We start from the raw sequence: 18,975 nt of genomic DNA on the forward strand, positions 1-18,975 counted from the left end.
AGTTATCCCCTTTACGTTACGGTAGTGCTACCTGATGAGATGGGCTAATTGTTTTCAAAGCCAGTGGCTTGCCCTCCGCATCCATAAGCTCTTTGAGGTCCTGCTGATATGACACCATAATCTGTTGTCTTGTACGTGCACTTTCCTGGCGCTGCGCCGGGTCTATGTTTGGAATAGCTGTAATCAGACGTTTGGTATAAATATGCTGTGGATTCTCATAAATATCGTCCGTATTGCCCTGTTCGACCAGACGACCGCGATACATGATCCCGATCTCATCACACATATGACGGACAATACCCAGATCATGACTGATAAACAGGTAGGTCAGATTGAACTCTTTTTGAATTTCTTTCATAAAGTTCAGTACCTGGGCCTGTACCGATACATCCAGTGCAGATACCGGTTCATCCGCAATAATCAGCTTGGGATTCAATGTCAGTGCTCGTGCGATTCCGATCCGCTGTCGTTGTCCACCGGAAAACTCATGTGGATATTTGAAAGCCGCCTCGGGATTTAGACCCACTCGGTCGAGCAGATTCTGCACACGGCGCCGTTCTTCTTCAGGACTAAGCTTTTCAAAGTTACGCAGGGGTTCTGCAATAATATCCATAACCCGCTTTCTGCTGTTCAGTGAAGAATAAGGATCCTGAAAAATCATCTGGATATCCCTGCGCAGCGGATGCTGATTTTTGTGGGCCATGCGTGTCAGATCCTGACCTTCAAACGTAACGGTTCCATCTGTTATTTTGTTTAAGCCGATAATGGCGCGTCCGGTTGTCGTTTTGCCACAGCCCGATTCACCGACCAGTCCATATGTAGTTCCAGGTTCGATGCGGATAGACACACCGTCTACTGCTTTGACGTGATCCACGACACGCTGGAAAAAGCCGCCGCGAATCGGATAATGCACTTTGAGGTTATTTAGCTCCAGCAATGCCATCCATAACGAGCCCCTTTCCTTCATCTTCGAAATGAAAATGCTGATAGCATGAACAGCGTACCCAGTGTCCCGGGCCTACTTCATCCAGCTGAGGATTCTGCGCATGGGCCGTCTGCGGAATCCATGGAATACGTTCCGAGAATCGGCAGGAACCGCGCGGAATGTTCTGCAAGGAAGGAACACGTCCATGAATAACATGCAGCTGATCCTGTCCGGCATTGGCGCCCGGCATCGAAGCCAGCAGTGAGCGTGTATAGGGATGCAGCGGATTATTGAACAGATCCATTACAGTGGCAACCTCTACAATCTCTCCCGCATACATAACAACGACCCGATCCGCCATCTCGGCAACAACGCCCAGATCATGAGTGATTAATACAATACCGGCTTCTGTCTCTGCCTGCAGCTGCTTCAGCAGATCCAGGATCTGCGACTGAATCGTTACATCGAGCGCGGTTGTCGGCTCATCAGCAATAATCAAGGATGGCCGGCAGGCGATCGCGATAGCAATCATGACACGTTGCCGCATACCTCCAGACAATTCATGTGGATACTGGTTGTATACACGCTGCGGATTTGTAATGTTTACATGCTCCAGAAGTTCATAAATACGATTGGTTTTTTCCTTTTTGGACAGGGTTGTATGATAATCCAGATTCTCTTCAATCTGTCTGCCGATTGTCATTAACGGATTCAATGCCGTCAACGGATCCTGAAAAATCATGCCAATTTCCGAGCCACGAATTTTGTTCATCTGTCCAGGTGACAGCTTGTTCAGATCCTGACCCTTAAAAATGAGTCCTCCATCAATTCGTGTATTTTTGACATCATGCAGCCGTGTCAGGGAAAGTGCCAAAGCACTTTTACCACAACCCGATTCACCCACGATAGCCAAAACCTCGTTTTTGTTGATGGTTAAATCAAGCTGGTCGACAGCCGGATAATACTCATCCCTAATGCGGAAAGACACCGACAGATCTTTGATTTGCAATACCGGTTCTGTATTCAAAATTCTGGTTGCCCCCTCATCTCAAACTTTAACGCAATGTAAACATTCCTCATAAGATTGTTATCATTTTATATTCATAATCTTCCACAGGTCAATAAAATTTAACTTTTTACCAAAATGGACGAAAGATTTTAGTAAAAAAGCTATCACCAAATGTAATAAAGGTGATAGCTTATGCCTATAGCGTTATCCTTATTTTACCTTATTATCCTGAGTTAGCAAGGGGTTTCTTGCTTTATCCCGCTTAGAAATTTTGAGATACTGTTCCAACTCCCTGCACAGCTGCAAAATAGCAGAATATACTTCAAACTCCTCGCGTGTCACCGGCAGTCTGGTTTTACTGAAATCTTCTTCGAATTGTAAAAGCAGCTTTTCTGTTTTCCCTGTATAATAGGGCGTTTTGACATCCTGTGCCAGCTGCTCGAAAATCTCGGCAGCCTGATCTCCCTGGGGCATCTTGCTGTATACCTGTGCTACCAGCTGCATCATATTCTGAATAGAATCCAGATGCTGCTTACGCATGTAAAAGTACACGATCCACGATTCATCCGGATGCAGCATCTGATTTTCCAGCTCACGCTTGGCGGCTGTGTGTCCCTGCTCTACTTTGGCAGTTGCCTGAATCACTTCTTCCCCATCCCATACGTAGGCAGGCTCATGCAGTGTACGAGCAATCTGGTCAAACATCTGGGATAGCAGATCATTCACTTCCCGGCGAATAGCATTTAGCCGCTTATATGGATTTGGCATATATACCAGATTGACGATAGCAGCCGAGCCCAGTCCGATCAACAGCAGTTCCACTTCGACGAACATGGCATGCGCAGTAAGCAGTCCTCCGTTATAAATGTGCACCACAATTACTGAACTTGTTACAATTCCGCCGCTGAAGCCAGCACGCGTGATGATTGGAAAAGCAAGCAAAATGTACAGCGCAAATACCCAGTGCTGAAATCCAAAAATTGAAAATAAAACAAACGCACATACCATTCCGATCAAGGATGCAAAAAAACGGGCAGATATGGTCTGAAGACTGCGTTTGCGTGTAACATCCACTCCCAGTATGGCGAGCAGTGCTGCCGACATTGCGCTGCTGATTCCCAGCGTGCTCGCTGCTACAACAGCCAGCAGTGCAGCAATGGCGGTCTTGATCACGCGAAAGCCCATCGGTTGTTCTCTCCTTACACTCTTCTCTTAGTAGTATTCTCTATTTATTTATAATCCATCTGTTAAAAGGGTATAGTGTTATAGCTGAATAACCTGCTTTACCCAGATGGTATTTATCCAAATTCGTATAACATCTATCCTACTTGATTTCGTCTGATCCCACAATGTGAATATAGGTGCAAAAGCCTTTCTCTCACAGGTACATACTGTGAAAGAAAGGCTTGATCATAAAATAGATATGGCCGATTACCTCGGCATCCTTAATCAAATACTATTGGGTAATTAGTTACATATACCTTATTTGAATACTCAACAGTCAGACCTATTGACTTTATGCGCCAAATTCATGCTACTGATTTTTTTCTACTATAATAAGAGAGAATTATTATAAATTAATACATCTACGCCTAAAAACTGGATGATTAGAGTTTATAAATCTCTGTATATTTCTCTTCCAGATAGTCAGCCAGATAATCCGGATTCAGTTCTTCACCGGTAATAGCCATGATCAATTCGGATGGTGTTCTGCTTTTACCGTAACGATAGATCTTATCGCTCAACCATTCTTTGATCGGCAGCAAATCACCTGCAGCAATCCATTGTTCAAACTCCGGCAGCTCCTTGCGCATCGTCTGTGTAATTTGGGCAGCATACATATTACCGAGCGAATAGGAGGCAAAATAACCAAAGTCACCGCCGGACCAATGTACATCTTGTAGTACGCCCTGTGCATCATTTGGTGGTGTAATGCCCAGATACTCTTCATATTTGCTGTTCCACACTTTTGGCAGATCGGCTACAGCCAAATTCTCGTTGAAAATCATTTTCTCGATTTCGTAGCGTACAATGATGTGCAGATTATAAGTAAGCTCATCCGCTTCGATACGAATCAATGAATTCTCTACCATATTGGCAGCACGATAAAACTGCTCTTTGGTTACGTCAGCCAGTTGATCCGGGAACAGAGACTGCAGCTTATCATAATAATGATCCCAGAATACACGGCTGCGTCCTACAATATTTTCCCAGAAACGAGACTGGGATTCATGAATCCCCATCGACGTACCGGTAGCCAGCGGTGTACCGACCAGATCTGCCGAGATGTTCTGTTCGTACAGCGCATGACCCCCTTCATGCAGCGAGCTGAAGATAGCGCTCATCAGATCTTCCGGATAATAATGCGTTGTAATACGCACATCTCCCGGATTAAGTCCTGTTGCAAAAGGATGCTCACTTTCATCCAGACGTCCTGCCTGGAAATCATAGCCCATTTGCTCCAGCAGGAACAGACCGATCTCCTCTTGCTTCTTCAGATCATATTCCTGCTTGAGGAATGAATTATCGGGTTTGTCACTGGACTCCTGAATTTTTTGCAGAAGAGGAACCAACCGTGATTTTAACCGGTCAAAAACAGCATCCAGCTTGGCTACGGTCATATCCGGCTCATACATATCGAGCAGTGTATCATAGCGGGTATCCTTGACTCCCCAGTAATCAATAAATTCACGATTCATGTCCACGATTTCGGCCAGCATCGGCTCAAAGCCCTGGAAGTCATTATTATGCTTCGCCTCTTCCCATACGGTCTGGGCATGAGTGGTCAGACTGGAGTACTTTTGAATCTTTTCGGGTGGAACTTTTTGGCTACGTTCGTATTCCTTACGGCATTCGGTTACCGAGCGTTGATCTATATCGCTCAGCTGATCAAATATCTCCGAACGGGACAGGAAATCGATATAGCTGCCCATTTCTTCGGATATGGAGAGTTTGAATACTTCGGTTGAGAGCATCCCGATCGTATCTGCACGCATCTCTGCTCCTTTGCGCGGAGCGCCTGTACGCAGATCCCAGCCCAGCAGGCCAAGTGCTTCATGGTAGCTGCTGATCTTGCGGACCAGCTGTCGGAATGAGCTTAATACCTGTTCTACATTTTGTTCCATGATCGGGTCCACCTCGTCATTTGTATTTTGTAACCTTATCCATCTTGATGATACGTTTTTCAAACCGTATAATCAATGTTACATAATTTAATATTTTGGAATCAAGACATTTACATCCTGTGAAAACTGATGTAAAATTTACTCGTTTACAGCAGAAAGTCTCATACCGTTGCATAGCAAGGTAATGAAAAAAATTATCATGCGATCATAGGAGATAATTTGAGATTCTATCACCTGTGTTCACTATCTAATGTTCTTAATGAGGAGGAATTACAATGGATTCAGTTACAAATATTATGAAGTATAACGAGCAATTCGTGCAGACCAAGGAATATGAAGCTTATCGTTCTAGTCCGTTTCCAGAGAAAAAACTGGTTATTCTGACCTGCATGGATACGCGTCTAACCGAGCTGCTGCCCAAAGCAATGAATATCCGCAATGGCGATGCCAAAATCATCAAAAATGCGGGCGCCGTTATTTCCCATCCTTATGGAAGTGTTATGCGTAGTGTGCTGGTTGGTCTATACGAACTGCAAGCCGAAGAGGTTATCGTTGTCGGTCACCACGGCTGCGGTATGGCTGCACTTAATGCAGATCATATGATCAACGAGATCAAGGAACGCGGCGTTTCTCCAACTGTACTGTCAACTCTGGAACATTCAGGAATTGATTTGAAAAGTTGGCTGCAAGGGTTTGGTAATGAAAAGCAAGGGGTAATAAACAGTGTGGAGATTATTAAGAATCATCCATTACTTCCCCCCCATGTACCAGTACACGGCATGATCATTGACCCCGCAACAGGTCAACTGGAATTGCTTGTGAATGGGTACTCCCAACAAGAGACATCATTGTAGCAGAAATCGTGAGCCGGCTCCTTACATAATGAGGAATTAGCACAACCCGATTTACTGCTAAAGCCCGGATGAATTCATCCGGGCTCTTTTTTATCCGCTGAAGGTATTGGTTTGAAAAAGAGTGAATCCTTTTGCTTGTTCATACGTAAGCTTAAATATGACTATTTTTTGTCTAATATGTACTTACTTTTGTATGCTTTCTTCTATTTTGTTCGTCGATTTCTTGCGAAAGCATACAGTTGTAGTGTACACTTTATTTTAAATCGGCCGATTTTGCTGCTTTAGAGATAGGAGAGACTGCTTATGAATACGCTATCGTATGGTTTACTTGCACTGCTTGCACGCAAACGTTCATCGGGATATGACCTGATGCTCAGAATCCAGCCTTTCTGGCAAGCCAAACACAGTCAGATTTACCCACTGCTCTCACGGATGGAAGAACAACAGTTGTTGACTGCAGAATGGGTAAAACAAACCGACAAACCGGACAAAAAAATCTATGCGATCACTCCACTGGGTGAACAGCGTCTGCATGAATGGATGCAAATGCCTGCCAGTGAACCAGTTACACGGGATGAGCTGGTGCTCAAAGCGTTCTGTCTGTGGATTACGGACAAGGACACCGCACTCGCATTGTTCCGCAAAAGATCTATTTTCTATCAGGAACAGATTCATTATTTCGAACAGGCAATTCACAAAATGCCTGACGAGAGCCACCAGTTCGGTTCTCAGGATTTTGGATTGTATATTTTGCGGCAAAAAGCACTTGGAACTGCAAGATCGAATATGGAATGGACCACCTGGGTCATCGATATGCTGAAAAATGCGGCTCCACCAGAAATGTCTTCCGAACCACAGCATCACTAGTATTCATTTACTCTACCGAATTTATTTTAAATTTATCTGGAAATTCTGAAACCGGTCGATCGTAATTGCGTATTACCGTAAGAATGACCTAACACACACTATCAACTAGGGGGATAATGGACATAATGAAAAAAGTGCTTATGATCTTCATGGCATTTACAGTGGTTTTTGCATCCCTGGGCATTTTTGCCAATGATGCGGATGCAAGACGCGGTGGCGGCGGATTCAAATCCCAGCCAAAATCGTACACGAATACACCGAACCGTGCGGATAATAACAGCGGTAGCGTTAACAGCACCAATCGTTCCACTACCAATAACCGCAGCACAGCTGCTACCAATGGCAAACGCGGATTTTTCAGCGGCGGTAACTTCTTTACAGGCATGATGGTCGGCGGTCTAGCCGGTATGTTGTTCGGCAGCATGTTTGCCAACATGGGCTTTATGGGTAACTTCATGGGTCTTCTGATTAACCTGATTGCTATCTATGTACTCTTTATTGCAGCTCGCGGCATCTATCGTATGATCCGTCAGCGTAAGAAATCCGCTGACCCTTATAACAGACGTTAATGGCAATGCGGCTTAGCATGGATGAGATTATTAATGCAGTATGTCTGAACATCGCCGAACGTAAAGGCATTCAGCCTACGGATGTAACAGTTCAGCTGGCCTGGGAAGAAGATACAGGCTATACTGCAGAGGTCTGGGCGCAGGGTCGTAGCCAGTACCTTATTGAAAGTAATCTCATTGAAGCTATTCTGCGGTATATGTTTTCCGAATACAACGCGAGAGTATTCCGGGAACAGGTTGAATTAATTATCAACGATGACGTAGAAGAGATTCAGGCTATTATTCACGACAATTAAGTAATTTATTACTTCCAGTATAATATTGTTTTTCATTAGCCCCACCTTCTGCCTTTTGGTAGCAGGCGGGGCTTTTGTTATGCAGTACAGATCATATAGAAAGCTAGAAGCAGGATTGGTTCCTCTTGGTTTTTGCGAATTTTACTCTTCGAAATAAGAAAGGCTGCGAAAATATAAAACGCTTTCTTATTGACATTATGGATAAGGATTGTTAGAGTTTTATTGAAATATGAATATGGATCAGGAATGTTACCTATCGGGCATAACCTGGATTCTCCTATCGGCTTTGATGAGCCGCCGGGAGAATTCAGGTTTTTTATTTGCCTATGGCTCTTCTACTCTATGTATACGCGGAAGGAGAAAGACGATGACAACACTGAAATTTCCCGAGAACTTCTTGTGGGGTGGCGCTATTGCGGCGAATCAGGCTGAAGGCGCTTACCTGGAAGATGGCAAAGGACTGACTGTAGTCGACCTGTTGCCTACAGGCGAGAAAAGATTCGATATTATGAGAGGATACATTTCTTCCCTCACTCCCCTGCCAGAAGAATTCTATCCCGCACATGAAGCAATTGATTTTTATCACCGCTATGCAGAAGATATCGCACTGTTTGCCGAAATGGGATTCAAAGCGCTGCGAGTATCCATTTCATGGGCACGTATTTTCCCGACAGGAGAAGATGCTGTACCAAACGAAGCAGGTCTCGCTTTTTATGATCGTCTTTTTGACGAACTGCTGAATCATAATATTCAGCCGGTCGTGACGCTGGCCCACTTCGACGTACCTGTACATCTCATCGAGAAATATGGCAGCTGGCGCCATCGCAAGTTGGTTGGATTATTTGAGATGTATGCACGTACGGTACTGGAGCGCTACCGGAACAAGGTCAAATACTGGATGACGTTTAATGAAATCAATATGCTCCTCCATCTTCCTTTCCTGGGAGCTGGTCTTGTATTCCAGGAAGGTGACAATGTAAAGCAGATTCAGTATCAGGCTGCCCATCATCAGCTGGTTGCCAGCGCGCTGGCTGTCAAAGCCTGTCATGAACTGATTCCAGATGCACAGATTGGCTGTATGTTGGCCGCAGGCAGCTTTTATCCATATACATGCAACCCTGAAGATGTGTACCAGGGGATGGAAAAGGATCGCGAATCCTACTTCTTTATCGATGTACAATCACGTGGAGAATATCCGGGTTATGCACGCCGATTCTTCCGCGATCATCAATTGGACATTGTAATGGAACCGGAAGATGCCCAGATTCTGAAAAATAACACCGTGGATTATATCGGATTCAGTTACTACTCCAGCCGTACCACCAGTACTGATCCGGAAGTAATCAAAAACATGACCTCCGGCAATGTATTTGGTTCGGTAGCGAATCCGTATCTGCAAGCTTCCGAATGGGGCTGGACTATCGATCCAAAAGGCTTCCGCATCACTGCCAATCAGCTGCACGACCGCTACCAGAAACCATTGTTTGTAGTGGAAAATGGTCTGGGCGCTGCAGATGAACCTGCTGCCGACGGTACAATCCAGGATGATTACCGGATTGATTATCTGCAGCGTCATCTTGCCGAGATGCGCGAAGCGATTGAGGATGGCGTAGACATTATCGGTTATACCAGCTGGGGACCGATAGATATTGTTAGTGCCTCCTCTGGCGAAATGCGCAAACGGTATGGTTATATTTATACCGATCGTGATAATGAAGGCAATGGCTCGTTGGAGCGTAGCCGTAAAAAGAGCTTTGACTGGTACAAACAAGTGATTGCGTCGAACGGAGCTGATCTGGGGTTGTAATCCAGCCGTTTTTAGTCCGGCAGGCTTTTGTTTACTTTTCTTATTCGGATTGTATCTATTCCAGAGCAGACTTTTTAACGTATTTATTTATCATTTTTATGGGTTCAGCACTATTGGGATAAAGTTCAAAATCCCTCTATCGAAATCTATCAATCTGCTAATTTTAATCTATCAAGCCATCATTTATGAAGAAAGAAGCCTGATTTATGCAGGCTTCTTTTTTACGTCATGATAGCGTTGACATTCCGGATAGTTCCGGCTACACTAAAAGCATAATTACATACACGATTAGGATTGTTACTGGTCACCAGGCAAAACCTAGGCCGCAAGTGTTAAAGGGAACACCCTTTTAACTGCTTTGCTGTGCTTGAGGTTTTTTTATTTTTATACAGGTGCAGGAAGCGGGGGAACTTTATGAAAATAGCAAAGATTATTAACAATAATGTAGTCAGTGTCTATCAGGCGGATGGCACAGAACTGGTCGTGATGGGCCGGGGGATTGCTTTCAAGAAAAAATCCGGTGAAGATGTGGAACAGCATAAAATCCAAAAAGTGTTTGCACTGAAAAATAAAAAAGCTTCCGATAATTTCAAAATGCTGCTGCGCGAAGTCCCGATCGAGCTGATGGTTATTGTAGAGGAAACTATCAGCTATAGCTGCCAGACACTCGGCAAACAGCTGAATGAGAATATTTATATTTCACTGACCGACCATGTGAATTTTGCTATTGAACGACATCAGCAGGGAATCGAAATCAAAAATGCCCTGCTCTGGGAGATCAAGCAACTCTACAAAGAAGAATTCCAAATCGGTCTTCGCATGCTGGAGCAAATCAGGCATAAAATGAATCTGGAACTACCGGAGGACGAAGCTGCTTTTATCGCTATTCATATTGTCAACGCAGAAATGAATGAAGAAGTAAATACGACAATCAATATTACACGGTTTATGCATAGTATTATCCATATCGTCAAATACCATTTCAAAACGGACTTTGACGAAGATTCGCTCAGTTACTTCCGCTTTATTACCCACCTCAAATTTTTCGCACAGCGTGTAATACATAATACTCACTATGATGATAATTATGATCATCTCTACAATATGATTAAGGAGCAGCATCGAGAAGCAGCGGCCTGCACAGAAAAGATCAAGATATTTGTAAGTAAAGAATACGGCCATTTTCTGACCAATGAAGAAATGCTGTATCTGACTGTTCATATTGAAAGAGTCGCAAAATGTATGCGTTGACAAAATAATGAAAGCGTTATATTGTAGCAATAACAACTGAATGTAACCGTACCCGGATTGTTACTGGTTATGCAGGCAAAACCTGGGTCATGCCAAACAGCAGGACATTACTGTCTTCTGTTTGACATGGCTCAGGTTTTTTGTTTGCCCAAAAATGGAGGTGTTCCCATGAGTTATGAACAATTGGCCAAAGAGATCATTCAGGGAGTTGGTGGCGAGAAAAATGTTATTTCTCTTGTTCACTGTGCTACCCGGCTGCGCTTTACCCTAAAAGATAATAATCAAGCAGATAAACTCCGGCTGGAACAAACAGACGGCGTTATTACTGTCAAAGAAAGCGGTGGCCAATTTCAGGTCGTCATCGGCAATACGGTTCCTGAAGTTTATGAAGCTATCGGACGAATCACCCGATTGCTGGATGATTCCGGCAAAGAAAAAGAATCGTCTACCAAAGGCAAAAAAGGCTTGGGCAGTATTGTAGACATTATTTCCAGCATTTTCGCTCCATTACTGGGTGTGATGGCTGGTGCCGGTATCCTGAAAGGTCTATTGCTGATCGCCAGCAATACCGGATGGCTGGATACCAAGGAAACGACCTACACTATTTTAATGGCTACCGCAGACAGTCTTTTTTATTTTCTGCCGCTTTTGCTGGCCGTTACTACCGCAAGGAAATTTGGTGGTAATACATTTACCGCGCTGACTATAGCGGGTGCGCTCGTCTATCCGTCTATTATTGAACTGAAAACAGCTGGAACAGACACGACCTTTTTTGGTATTCCGGTTATTATGATGAGTTATTCGTCTACCGTTATTCCTATCATTCTGGCTGTTATTGTCATAAGCAAGCTGGAGAAACTATGCAACCGGGTAATTCATGAAAGCGTGAAAAACTTTGTGACTCCACTGATTTCGCTCGTCGTTATGGTTCCTCTAACACTTATTATTTTTGGCCCGTTTGGTGTCTATGTCGGTAATGGGATTGCTACCGGTCTGGTGGCTGCTTTTGGCTTCAGTCCGTTGATCGCCGGAGCCATTCTGGGAGCCAGCTGGCAGCTACTCGTCATTTTCGGTGTACATTGGGGGCTTGTACCGGTATTTATTAATAATATTGCTGTTCATGGACGGGATGGAATCAAGCCGGCTGCAGCCGCTTCCGTATTCGCCCAGACCGGTGCTGCTTTTGGCGTTATGCTGCGCACCAAAAACAAAAAACTGAAAACGCTTGCCGGTTCAGCGACTTTATCTGCGTTATTCGGTATTACGGAACCAGCTATATATGGAGTTACGCTTCCACTCAAGCGTCCATTTATCGCCGGTCTAATCGGTGGCGCTGTAGGCGGAGCTATTATCGGACAGGCAGGAACGCAGGCATTTGCTTCCGGTGCTCCAGGTCTGCTGACACTACCTATCTTTTACGGTCCGGGCGGCCAGGGATTTCTGGGACTGATTATGGGAATTACGGCTTCATTCCTGATCTCCGCTGTACTTTCTTATATTTTGGGCTTCAAGGATCCTGCGGAAGAAAAAACAACAACAAATACTGTCCATGATGTAACTGCCTCTCCGGTGATTAATGGTGCTATAGGTGGTACAGTTGCCGGGCAGCGTATAATCGCAGGCCAGAATATGCAAAGTCCGCTGGTAGAGCAGATGGCTACCAATATGATTACCGGGCAAGCTGCGCATCAATCGGCAGCCGAACAGATGGTACATAAACAGATATCTAGACAGATTGCATACAGCCCGATAAATGGACAGATTGTGCCACTTACAGGCGTTCCCGATCCAGCATTCGCTTCGGAAGCCATGGGTAAAGGAATTGCGATTGAGCCTGCAACCGGGCGTGTAGTAGCTCCATTTAACGGTACAATTACTGTTGCTTTCAAAAAGAAACATGCACTGGCTATTGTGTCTGATCATGGAGCAGAAATTCTGATTCATGTGGGTATTGATACGGTCAAGCTGGAAGGACAGCCTTTTACCCTTCATGTACAGGAAGGCGATACAGTGACGGCAGGGCAATTGCTGCTGGAAATGGATTTGGAGCAGATTCGTGCGGCTGGCTGTGCTACAGTTACACCGATTATTGTGACCAACACTTTTGATTATGAAGATGTGCTGCCGCTGCAGCAGGGACAGGTATCTGAACAGGATGAACTGCTCCATATTATCGCTTCCCCTTCTCCAGAGCAGGAATCAACTCCCCTATCGGATACCAGCAAAGAAGTACTTGCCTGAACAAAAGCCATGATCTGCATACAAACCGGCAAAGTTCATTTTTTCTTTATTTTGCATATAAGGGTACTGGAGCAAAAAACGAACTTCCAAACTGCACATACTATATTGTAAAAAAACGACTGCCTCGTTATCATCGAGAGCAGTCGTTTGATTTGTATTTGAGTTATATCATGTGATTATTCTGCAGTGCGATCCAGATCGACAGATACAATGCACAGATCTTCCTGATTGCGGCTCAGACGTGCCAGCTTGGTCAGGAATTTTTCATTATCGATATCAAGCAGGCTATGCGCATATTGTTCCAGTTCGCCGATTACCACCTTGGGATTGCTGCCCGGACGGGAAATCAACCCATTTGTATACAGAACGATTCGTGTAGTGTCGTTATATTCCAGAGTCTCTGTATTGGCATTGGTGTTCTCTTTCATACCAATTGGATCGGTAGTAACATTGAGGCGGGCTGCAGGGCCTTCACTATTGAGCAGGAGCCCCGGGGTATGACCGGCATTGAAGTATTCCAGCTGCTTTTTCTCCAGATCGATTAATACATAAACAGCTGTGAAATACGCGGTACGTCGTGTCTTGCCAAACAGCATACGCATCTGGCGGTTTAACTCGGCGCATACTTCCTTGGGCTTGCGGTACATACCGACAATACCGTCCAGCAGGGAGCGGATCGACATGCTGATCAGTGCCGCTGCGATCCCACTGCCAGGTACATCTATCAGCAGAACGCCGCATTGGCGATTGTTGAACATTTTCCAGTAAAACATATCTCCAGACACTTCCGAAGACTGGAAGTAACTGCTATGAATCTGAATGCCCGGCTCGGTCAATGGAGGAGTCAGTACACTATTTTGCAGATGCTTGGCGAGCTGCAGATCTTTTTGTACTTTTTCTTCCCATGCTTTGCGGGAATCCATCTCTTTTTTTAGACGAAGGGCGGATTGCACACGAGCCAGCAGTTCGTAATCCGGGCCGCCCTTTTCAATAAAGTCCATTCCGCCTGCACCGAATGCTTCTTTGAAGTGAACACGGTCTGCAGTCAGGAAAATGATCGGTAGATCCTGATACACCGGCAGACTTTTGATAAAAGTACACGCCTGGATGCCATCAATCTCCGGCATAACAATATCAAGAAGAATCAGATCGACTGATGCGGCTTTACGTGGTGCCTGATTATCGTAAATCCCCAGAATCTGATAGGCTTCCTGGGCAGATGTTGCTTTTTGTACATCTTCATATCCGGCTGTTCTCAGAACATTCTCCATAAATGCTACATTCAATTTGGAATCATCGACAATTAGTATGCTGCTCATTAGCTCTCCCCCGAAGTCAGTATACTTATTTTTCGTCAAAATAGACTAATTATGTAATAGCCAGTAAGTAAGAATCTTAAATATTATATACATTTTGACCAGTTTGACCGGTTAGCAACATCCGACCCTATTCCAGAAAGATGCTGTCTTTTGAATTGTCGCTTTTTGCTTATTACAAATAAGCCGTCTAATCACCCTCGAGCAGAATGATTAAACGGCTTGTTCCAGAATTTCATTGAACTCCAGCAAAATGGCTGTTCCATCCGGACTGGTATGCAGCATAATCCGGTCCGCAGAAGCATACATCAGAGCAAAACCTTTACCAAGCGAGCTTTTGCTGCTGTATCCCGATATTAGAATGGTTTTGGGCAATTCATGCAAAGGAATACCTGATCCGTGATCGGTAATATACACCTGATAACATCCATTTTTACGATACACGGTAACTTTGCCTGCTTCGGCGTGCTTGATCAGATTGGTTACCGCTTCCGAGACAGCCAGCTTGATACTCATGACTTTTTTGGAATTTTGCAATCGGATATCTTCCGGGATGTGCTGAACGACCAGCGTCCGGCTGGAAGCGACATCGGCGCGGGTATTGACTTCCATTTCATCGATCCACTCGCCTAATTCCGCTACAATCTCCCCCGGCTCCAGGCAGATATCGATCTTGCTATGGGAGAGGGTTCGGATTACGTCTCTGTAAGCACGCAACGTCTGCAGATGCATATCTTCACGATACTGAAGCGCAGGCGTGATATCGTTAAGTACAACCGCTACCCAATCGCTCTCCGGATAAAAATGAGCTTCGTACGTGCTCCCCTGACTGACCAGCACTTCGTAAAAACTTTCCGACAATACCAGCGCACGTGCAGCCAATATCTCGAGATCATACAGCACACCAGACGGCAGATCCTCATGCGTTTGCAGACTGCCGGTGCCTCTATATTTCAATAAACGTGTTCCTCCCGTGATGCTGGAGAGCTCGCGATGCTGCTGCTTGTCAGGTTCGATAACAGAAGTTAGCTCCATCGCGCTGGACAATATCTCTGTATATACCATATGCTGCCTTAACCAGGCAATCGTGCCTGTATGAATATGACTCACCAGTTCGGGATCCAGTTCCTTATGGGACATGTTTTCCAGCCGGCGGATCACTTCCTCATCCTGATCATAATGCCGCATCAAATATTCGAGCTGATCACACATATGAATAATTCTGGATTCATAAGGGATCTGTTTTTCCTTCAGTCCATCAGGGTAACCTTTGCCATCGTAACGCTCATGATGATGCAGAATCCAGTCTGCCATCTTTTTGTCGCCACTGACATTCAGCACAATTTTGGAGCTGTGTACCGGATGGGATTGGTACTGCTGTTCTTCGCTGAGCGATCTGGCACCGCGTTTGGTCAGAATATCCAGGGGAAGCATCATTTTGCCGATATCATGTATCGCTGCCATATTAATCAGATCGACACGTCTTTTTTTGGGATATCCGAGCAATTCCAATATATGCTCGCATATAATACCCACATTATGCCCATGTCCCTGTATCCGATTGGAAATACGCATTTCTCCAATACGAATGAATTCTTCTGCACCGCGGCGACGAAGACGAACCTGACGAATGTATCCATAGGAGAAAAAAATAATCAGCATAAGAAAAAGTAAAATATAAATAGTCTCGTACATCATATAATGCAGCGACAAATGCAAAAGAAAATGAGGAACAATAATTGTACATAGTACTACCGGCACTGCTATCTCCTTGCATTTAATCACCAGATTATTGCGTAGTGGAATCCCGCTGATTGTCTTGTTTACTATCGACGCGAGCAGCATATACAGCAAGCTGAACGTCAGTGCACCTGCACCAGCCTGAACATAAAGGGAAATCCCATCCAGACGCTCCATAACGATATGTGCAGCGTACAGGCATATACTGTACTTTCCCTGAGCCGACAGCAGCCGGAATACATTAAACCGCCGCCAGACAAAATCGGCACTGCGCCAATGGCTGACCACATTACTCAATAAAATGCCGTAAAGAGCCGGTACCGGTCCATAGGCCAGCAGTAAAATTAGAAAGCCTGCCAAACTGCCGCTGTATTCTTCCCCGCTCAGCAGACGGACCGGGAACAGATCCAGTATGGCAATCAGCAGCAGCAGTGGCAGAATGTGAACAATATCGCTGCTGCCTTCCAGCCCCATATACAGCAGACTGGCGATCCCCAGCAGGCTAAGCGGGATCGTATAAACATTTTTCTCCTTCATTTAACGAAATGTATCCTTGCCCAGAATCTCATCCAGCTGGAGTAGCTGGAACACCTCCATCACTTCCGGCTGTGTCTGCTCGATCCATACCTGACGTTCTTGTTCCTGCAAATCCTGTACCAGCTTGATCAGCAGTCCGATACCCGATGAATCTACAAATTGTACCGCTCCCAGGTTCAGGATAATATTCGATGCTTCTGACAGTTCTGGTTCGAGCTGTTCTTCAAACGTATCCCCGGCATCAATATCAATGTCTCCTTCACAATAGACGGTAATCTGCTGACCGATTAATTCGAGACGATACGTAAACATGTTACTCGCTCCCTTTCCATATGATCTGTTCATTGTTATCCAATCGAATAGTTACATGCTCGACATCTTCCATACACTGATGAATCCGTTCGCCGATCTGAATCGTTGTTCCTGCGAGTACACGTGCTGCCTTAATCCTTGCTGTCGCATTCACATGAAGCTTTGTCGTTCCTGTACCCGGAGAACCGGCTTCCTGCAGAACCATACCTTCTGCAGCATAATAGGTTCCGCCCCGCAGCGTTCCGGTAGCTTCCAGTACACCTTCACAATACAGATGAGCATTGTAGGCTCCTTTTTCCACAACTACATCACCGCCGCAGCGAACTGTACTGTTCTGAACAAAATGCAGCCGGGCAAAATTACGTTCCACTACAGGAGCAGATGCGAGAGTATACAGGTAATTGGTTCGCCGGATAAAGCTTTCCAGATCTTCTGCAGTACGGAATGAACTATTTTCCTTATTCATAAACCCGTTTCGAATTTCTTGAAAATAACGAATCCATTCTTCTTTTAATGCTGTTTTATACTGTTCTTCCAGTCGAAGCAGGCGCTCCAGCTGTTCCAGCATCCATTTGAACCGCCCCTGGAATAAAACCTGAAACAACGGTGCAAGACCGGTCTGGTTCATATCATTGATTTTAAAAGCCGAAGCGCTGCTGACCTGATGCACAGCCTGCTTCATCAGTTCTACCTGTTCACGTACATAAATCAGCATGGGTGCGATCTGTCCGTAAAACAGCTGCAGCTGGCCAACAATAATGCGGCTGCTGAGCACGTTGGCATGGACAATCAGCGAGTCACCTGCCAGAATCTGAGCCATATTGATATTACCGCGTACACGAATATTGCCCTCGGCTTCCACTTCCATCGTATCCTGTACTGCCCCGCTGATCTCGACATCGCCGCGAAAATGAATATTGCCTGTCGACAGATTAACATCTCCGCTATGCATCAGCTTTGGAATCATGGAGAGCTTGACGTAATGTCCTTGCCGGGTCTGGCTGGGCATACCCGATTTAAGTGCAAATGCATTGCGTCCATCCTCGGAGAGCTGCACATCCTTGCCCGGTATCATCTGGATATCGTGTACAGCCGGTGCGAGGATCACTTTGCCATAAATATCCCGGCCGTCTATACCTGGCTTCGACGGAATAACGGTACCGATCAGCTCCCCTTCCAGAATAGAAGGAAATTCTCGGGTTTCCCGGTAATCGATAGTTCCATTATCCCGCAGCTTGGGCTGTACTTTGCGGGCAGCCGCATCTGTCTGGAGCTGGAAGATACCGTCTTGTCCAGCGACAGGAAGTTGGCCGGCTGCTATTATAAATGGACCGGATCGCTCTGCACGACAGGCCTGCTTGATCATGGATGAATCAATACCAAAAATGATTTCTTTGGTACGGAGCTGATGGTATATTTCTTCCGGATCGATAGCTGCCGGCTTTTTATTTTGTACTACCCGCAGCATCAGCCGGGTATTGGGTTCAGTATCCATCAAAGAACGTGTAATATGGTATCCTGGCTCGATATGCAGAGCAGCATTCATACCTTCCGCGTCGATATCCAGCTCCCATGTGGAATCTTTGGATTCGCCATTCAGCCGGATCTCGATCACATCTTCCTTGCTTACAGCTGCAGATTGTCCGGCTAGCAGTGCTGTTCCATTGATCAGTATATCTCCACTTTTAAATGCATCAATCATAGGCAGATTGGCTCCATCCGGGATATGCATAGCAATTTGCCCATCGGCAATCCATATCTTTCCTTCTTCCAGCTTGTTGCTGCCTAGCGTAAGGTCAGCATAGAGATCAACAGGCGGCAAAGTAACTACTGCAGCAGATTCTGCAGACATGCCCTGCTCCAGTATACCCACTGTATGTCTGTCCACTGAGACAGGTGTTGCAGTATGAAGATTCATGGAGGAGAGAGCACCCATTTCCGCTACGCTTGCAGCAAGCAGACTGACCCTGACTACAGCAGGTCTGGCATTCAGACCGAGGAAGCCACGGCTTTCGTTGTCGATGATTTCAATACTCACCTCTTTTTTGCTGACCTCCAGCAGAGCCAGCGCACGGTCTACTGCCTGTTCTACCGTTTTGCCTTTGGAAATTACACTTCGTTCCATA

Annotated in this window: 15 protein-coding genes; 7 read left to right on the top strand and 8 right to left on the bottom strand. The window is 45.4% G+C overall.

The features are described from left to right. Positions 1 to 16: 16 nt before the first annotated feature. The 4 genes from AR543_RS15470 to AR543_RS15485 all read right to left on the bottom strand — a co-directional run bounded on the left by AR543_RS15470 (position 17) and on the right by AR543_RS15485 (position 5,059). Entirely contained in the window at positions 17 to 943 is a 927-nt protein-coding gene (locus tag AR543_RS15470) for an ABC transporter ATP-binding protein (protein ID WP_060535355.1), read from the bottom strand. Continuing rightward, positions 921 to 1,952, bottom strand: a complete 1,032-nt coding sequence (locus AR543_RS15475; RefSeq protein WP_060535356.1) for an ABC transporter ATP-binding protein — start codon at positions 1,950 to 1,952, stop codon at positions 921 to 923. Before AR543_RS15475 ends, AR543_RS15470 begins: the two co-directional genes overlap by 23 nt. A 192-nt stretch (positions 1,953 to 2,144) precedes the next feature. Beyond that, the gene (locus AR543_RS15480) at positions 2,145 to 3,119 is read right to left on the bottom strand and encodes an aromatic acid exporter family protein (RefSeq protein WP_060535357.1); all 975 of its coding nucleotides are present in this window, start codon (positions 3,117 to 3,119) and stop codon (positions 2,145 to 2,147) included. A 422-nt stretch (positions 3,120 to 3,541) separates the two neighbouring features. Continuing rightward, positions 3,542 to 5,059: a carboxypeptidase M32 gene (locus AR543_RS15485; protein ID WP_060535358.1), complete on the bottom strand. Its 1,518-nt coding sequence runs from the start codon at positions 5,057 to 5,059 to the stop codon at positions 3,542 to 3,544. Positions 5,060 to 5,334: 275 nt separating this feature from the next. Here AR543_RS15485 and AR543_RS15490 point away from each other — a divergent pair, with 275 nt between their 5' ends. The 7 genes from AR543_RS15490 (at position 5,335) to AR543_RS15520 (ending at position 12,944) form a co-directional block, all read left to right on the top strand. After that, complete coding sequence (locus AR543_RS15490; RefSeq protein WP_060535359.1) at positions 5,335 to 5,913, top strand: beta-class carbonic anhydrase; 579 nt, start codon at positions 5,335 to 5,337, stop codon at positions 5,911 to 5,913. Positions 5,914 to 6,216: 303 nt separating this feature from the next. Next, on the top strand, positions 6,217 to 6,780 hold the full coding sequence (locus AR543_RS15495) for a PadR family transcriptional regulator (RefSeq protein ID WP_060535360.1): 564 nt from the start codon (positions 6,217 to 6,219) through the stop codon (positions 6,778 to 6,780). A 125-nt stretch (positions 6,781 to 6,905) separates the two neighbouring features. Then, a complete protein-coding gene (locus tag AR543_RS15500) occupies positions 6,906 to 7,349 on the top strand; it encodes a hypothetical protein (protein ID WP_060535361.1) in 444 nt (147 codons plus the stop codon). 5 nt (positions 7,350 to 7,354) lie between these two features. Continuing rightward, complete coding sequence (locus AR543_RS15505) at positions 7,355 to 7,645, top strand: YxcD family protein (RefSeq protein ID WP_026136098.1); 291 nt, start codon at positions 7,355 to 7,357, stop codon at positions 7,643 to 7,645. Positions 7,646 to 8,012: 367 nt separating this feature from the next. Continuing rightward, positions 8,013 to 9,452 carry a 6-phospho-beta-glucosidase gene (locus AR543_RS15510; protein WP_060535362.1) on the top strand — a complete coding sequence of 480 codons (1,440 nt, stop codon included), beginning with the start codon at positions 8,013 to 8,015 and terminating at the stop codon, positions 9,450 to 9,452. Positions 9,453 to 9,866: 414 nt separating this feature from the next. Further along, positions 9,867 to 10,703 carry a BglG family transcription antiterminator LicT gene (licT, locus tag AR543_RS15515; RefSeq protein WP_060535363.1) on the top strand — a complete coding sequence of 279 codons (837 nt, stop codon included), beginning with the start codon at positions 9,867 to 9,869 and terminating at the stop codon, positions 10,701 to 10,703. A 168-nt stretch (positions 10,704 to 10,871) separates the two neighbouring features. Next, positions 10,872 to 12,944 carry a glucose PTS transporter subunit IIA gene (locus AR543_RS15520; protein ID WP_060535364.1) on the top strand — a complete coding sequence of 691 codons (2,073 nt, stop codon included), beginning with the start codon at positions 10,872 to 10,874 and terminating at the stop codon, positions 12,942 to 12,944. 176 nt (positions 12,945 to 13,120) lie between these two features. On the opposite strand, the gene AR543_RS15525 is transcribed toward AR543_RS15520, so the two are convergent. From AR543_RS15525 to AR543_RS15540, 4 genes are all read right to left on the bottom strand, one after another. Next, entirely contained in the window at positions 13,121 to 14,263 is a 1,143-nt protein-coding gene (locus AR543_RS15525) for a PP2C family protein-serine/threonine phosphatase (protein WP_060535365.1), read from the bottom strand. Positions 14,264 to 14,473: 210 nt separating this feature from the next. Beyond that, on the bottom strand, positions 14,474 to 16,537 hold the full coding sequence (locus AR543_RS15530) for an HD domain-containing phosphohydrolase (protein ID WP_060535366.1): 2,064 nt from the start codon (positions 16,535 to 16,537) through the stop codon (positions 14,474 to 14,476). Further along, positions 16,538 to 16,849 carry an STAS domain-containing protein gene (locus tag AR543_RS15535; protein WP_060535367.1) on the bottom strand — a complete coding sequence of 104 codons (312 nt, stop codon included), beginning with the start codon at positions 16,847 to 16,849 and terminating at the stop codon, positions 16,538 to 16,540. Between the two features lies 1 nt (position 16,850). Further along, complete coding sequence (locus AR543_RS15540; RefSeq protein WP_158523980.1) at positions 16,851 to 18,974, bottom strand: FapA family protein; 2,124 nt, start codon at positions 18,972 to 18,974, stop codon at positions 16,851 to 16,853. Position 18,975 lies beyond the last annotated feature (1 nt).

Origin of the sequence: Paenibacillus bovis (assembly GCF_001421015.2) — a bacterium.
Classification (GTDB): Bacteria; Bacillota; Bacilli; order Paenibacillales; family Paenibacillaceae; genus Saccharibacillus; species Saccharibacillus bovis.

Coding starts and splice junctions, on each gene's coding strand:
- AR543_RS15470 (WP_060535355.1), bottom strand. CDS start 943: ATGGCATTGCTGGAGCTAAATAACCTCAAAGTGCATTATCCGATTCGC.
- AR543_RS15480 (WP_060535357.1), bottom strand. CDS start 3,119: ATGGGCTTTCGCGTGATCAAGACCGCCATTGCTGCACTGCTGGCTGTT.
- AR543_RS15485 (WP_060535358.1), bottom strand. CDS start 5,059: ATGGAACAAAATGTAGAACAGGTATTAAGCTCATTCCGACAGCTGGTC.
- AR543_RS15490 (WP_060535359.1), top strand. CDS start 5,335: ATGGATTCAGTTACAAATATTATGAAGTATAACGAGCAATTCGTGCAG.
- AR543_RS15495 (WP_060535360.1), top strand. CDS start 6,217: ATGAATACGCTATCGTATGGTTTACTTGCACTGCTTGCACGCAAACGT.
- AR543_RS15500 (WP_060535361.1), top strand. CDS start 6,906: ATGAAAAAAGTGCTTATGATCTTCATGGCATTTACAGTGGTTTTTGCA.
- AR543_RS15505 (WP_026136098.1), top strand. CDS start 7,355: ATGCGGCTTAGCATGGATGAGATTATTAATGCAGTATGTCTGAACATC.
- AR543_RS15510 (WP_060535362.1), top strand. CDS start 8,013: ATGACAACACTGAAATTTCCCGAGAACTTCTTGTGGGGTGGCGCTATT.
- licT (WP_060535363.1), top strand. CDS start 9,867: ATGAAAATAGCAAAGATTATTAACAATAATGTAGTCAGTGTCTATCAG.
- AR543_RS15520 (WP_060535364.1), top strand. CDS start 10,872: ATGAGTTATGAACAATTGGCCAAAGAGATCATTCAGGGAGTTGGTGGC.
- AR543_RS15525 (WP_060535365.1), bottom strand. CDS start 14,263: ATGAGCAGCATACTAATTGTCGATGATTCCAAATTGAATGTAGCATTT.
- AR543_RS15530 (WP_060535366.1), bottom strand. CDS start 16,537: ATGAAGGAGAAAAATGTTTATACGATCCCGCTTAGCCTGCTGGGGATC.
- AR543_RS15535 (WP_060535367.1), bottom strand. CDS start 16,849: ATGTTTACGTATCGTCTCGAATTAATCGGTCAGCAGATTACCGTCTAT.
- AR543_RS15540 (WP_158523980.1), bottom strand. CDS start 18,974: ATGGAACGAAGTGTAATTTCCAAAGGCAAAACGGTAGAACAGGCAGTA.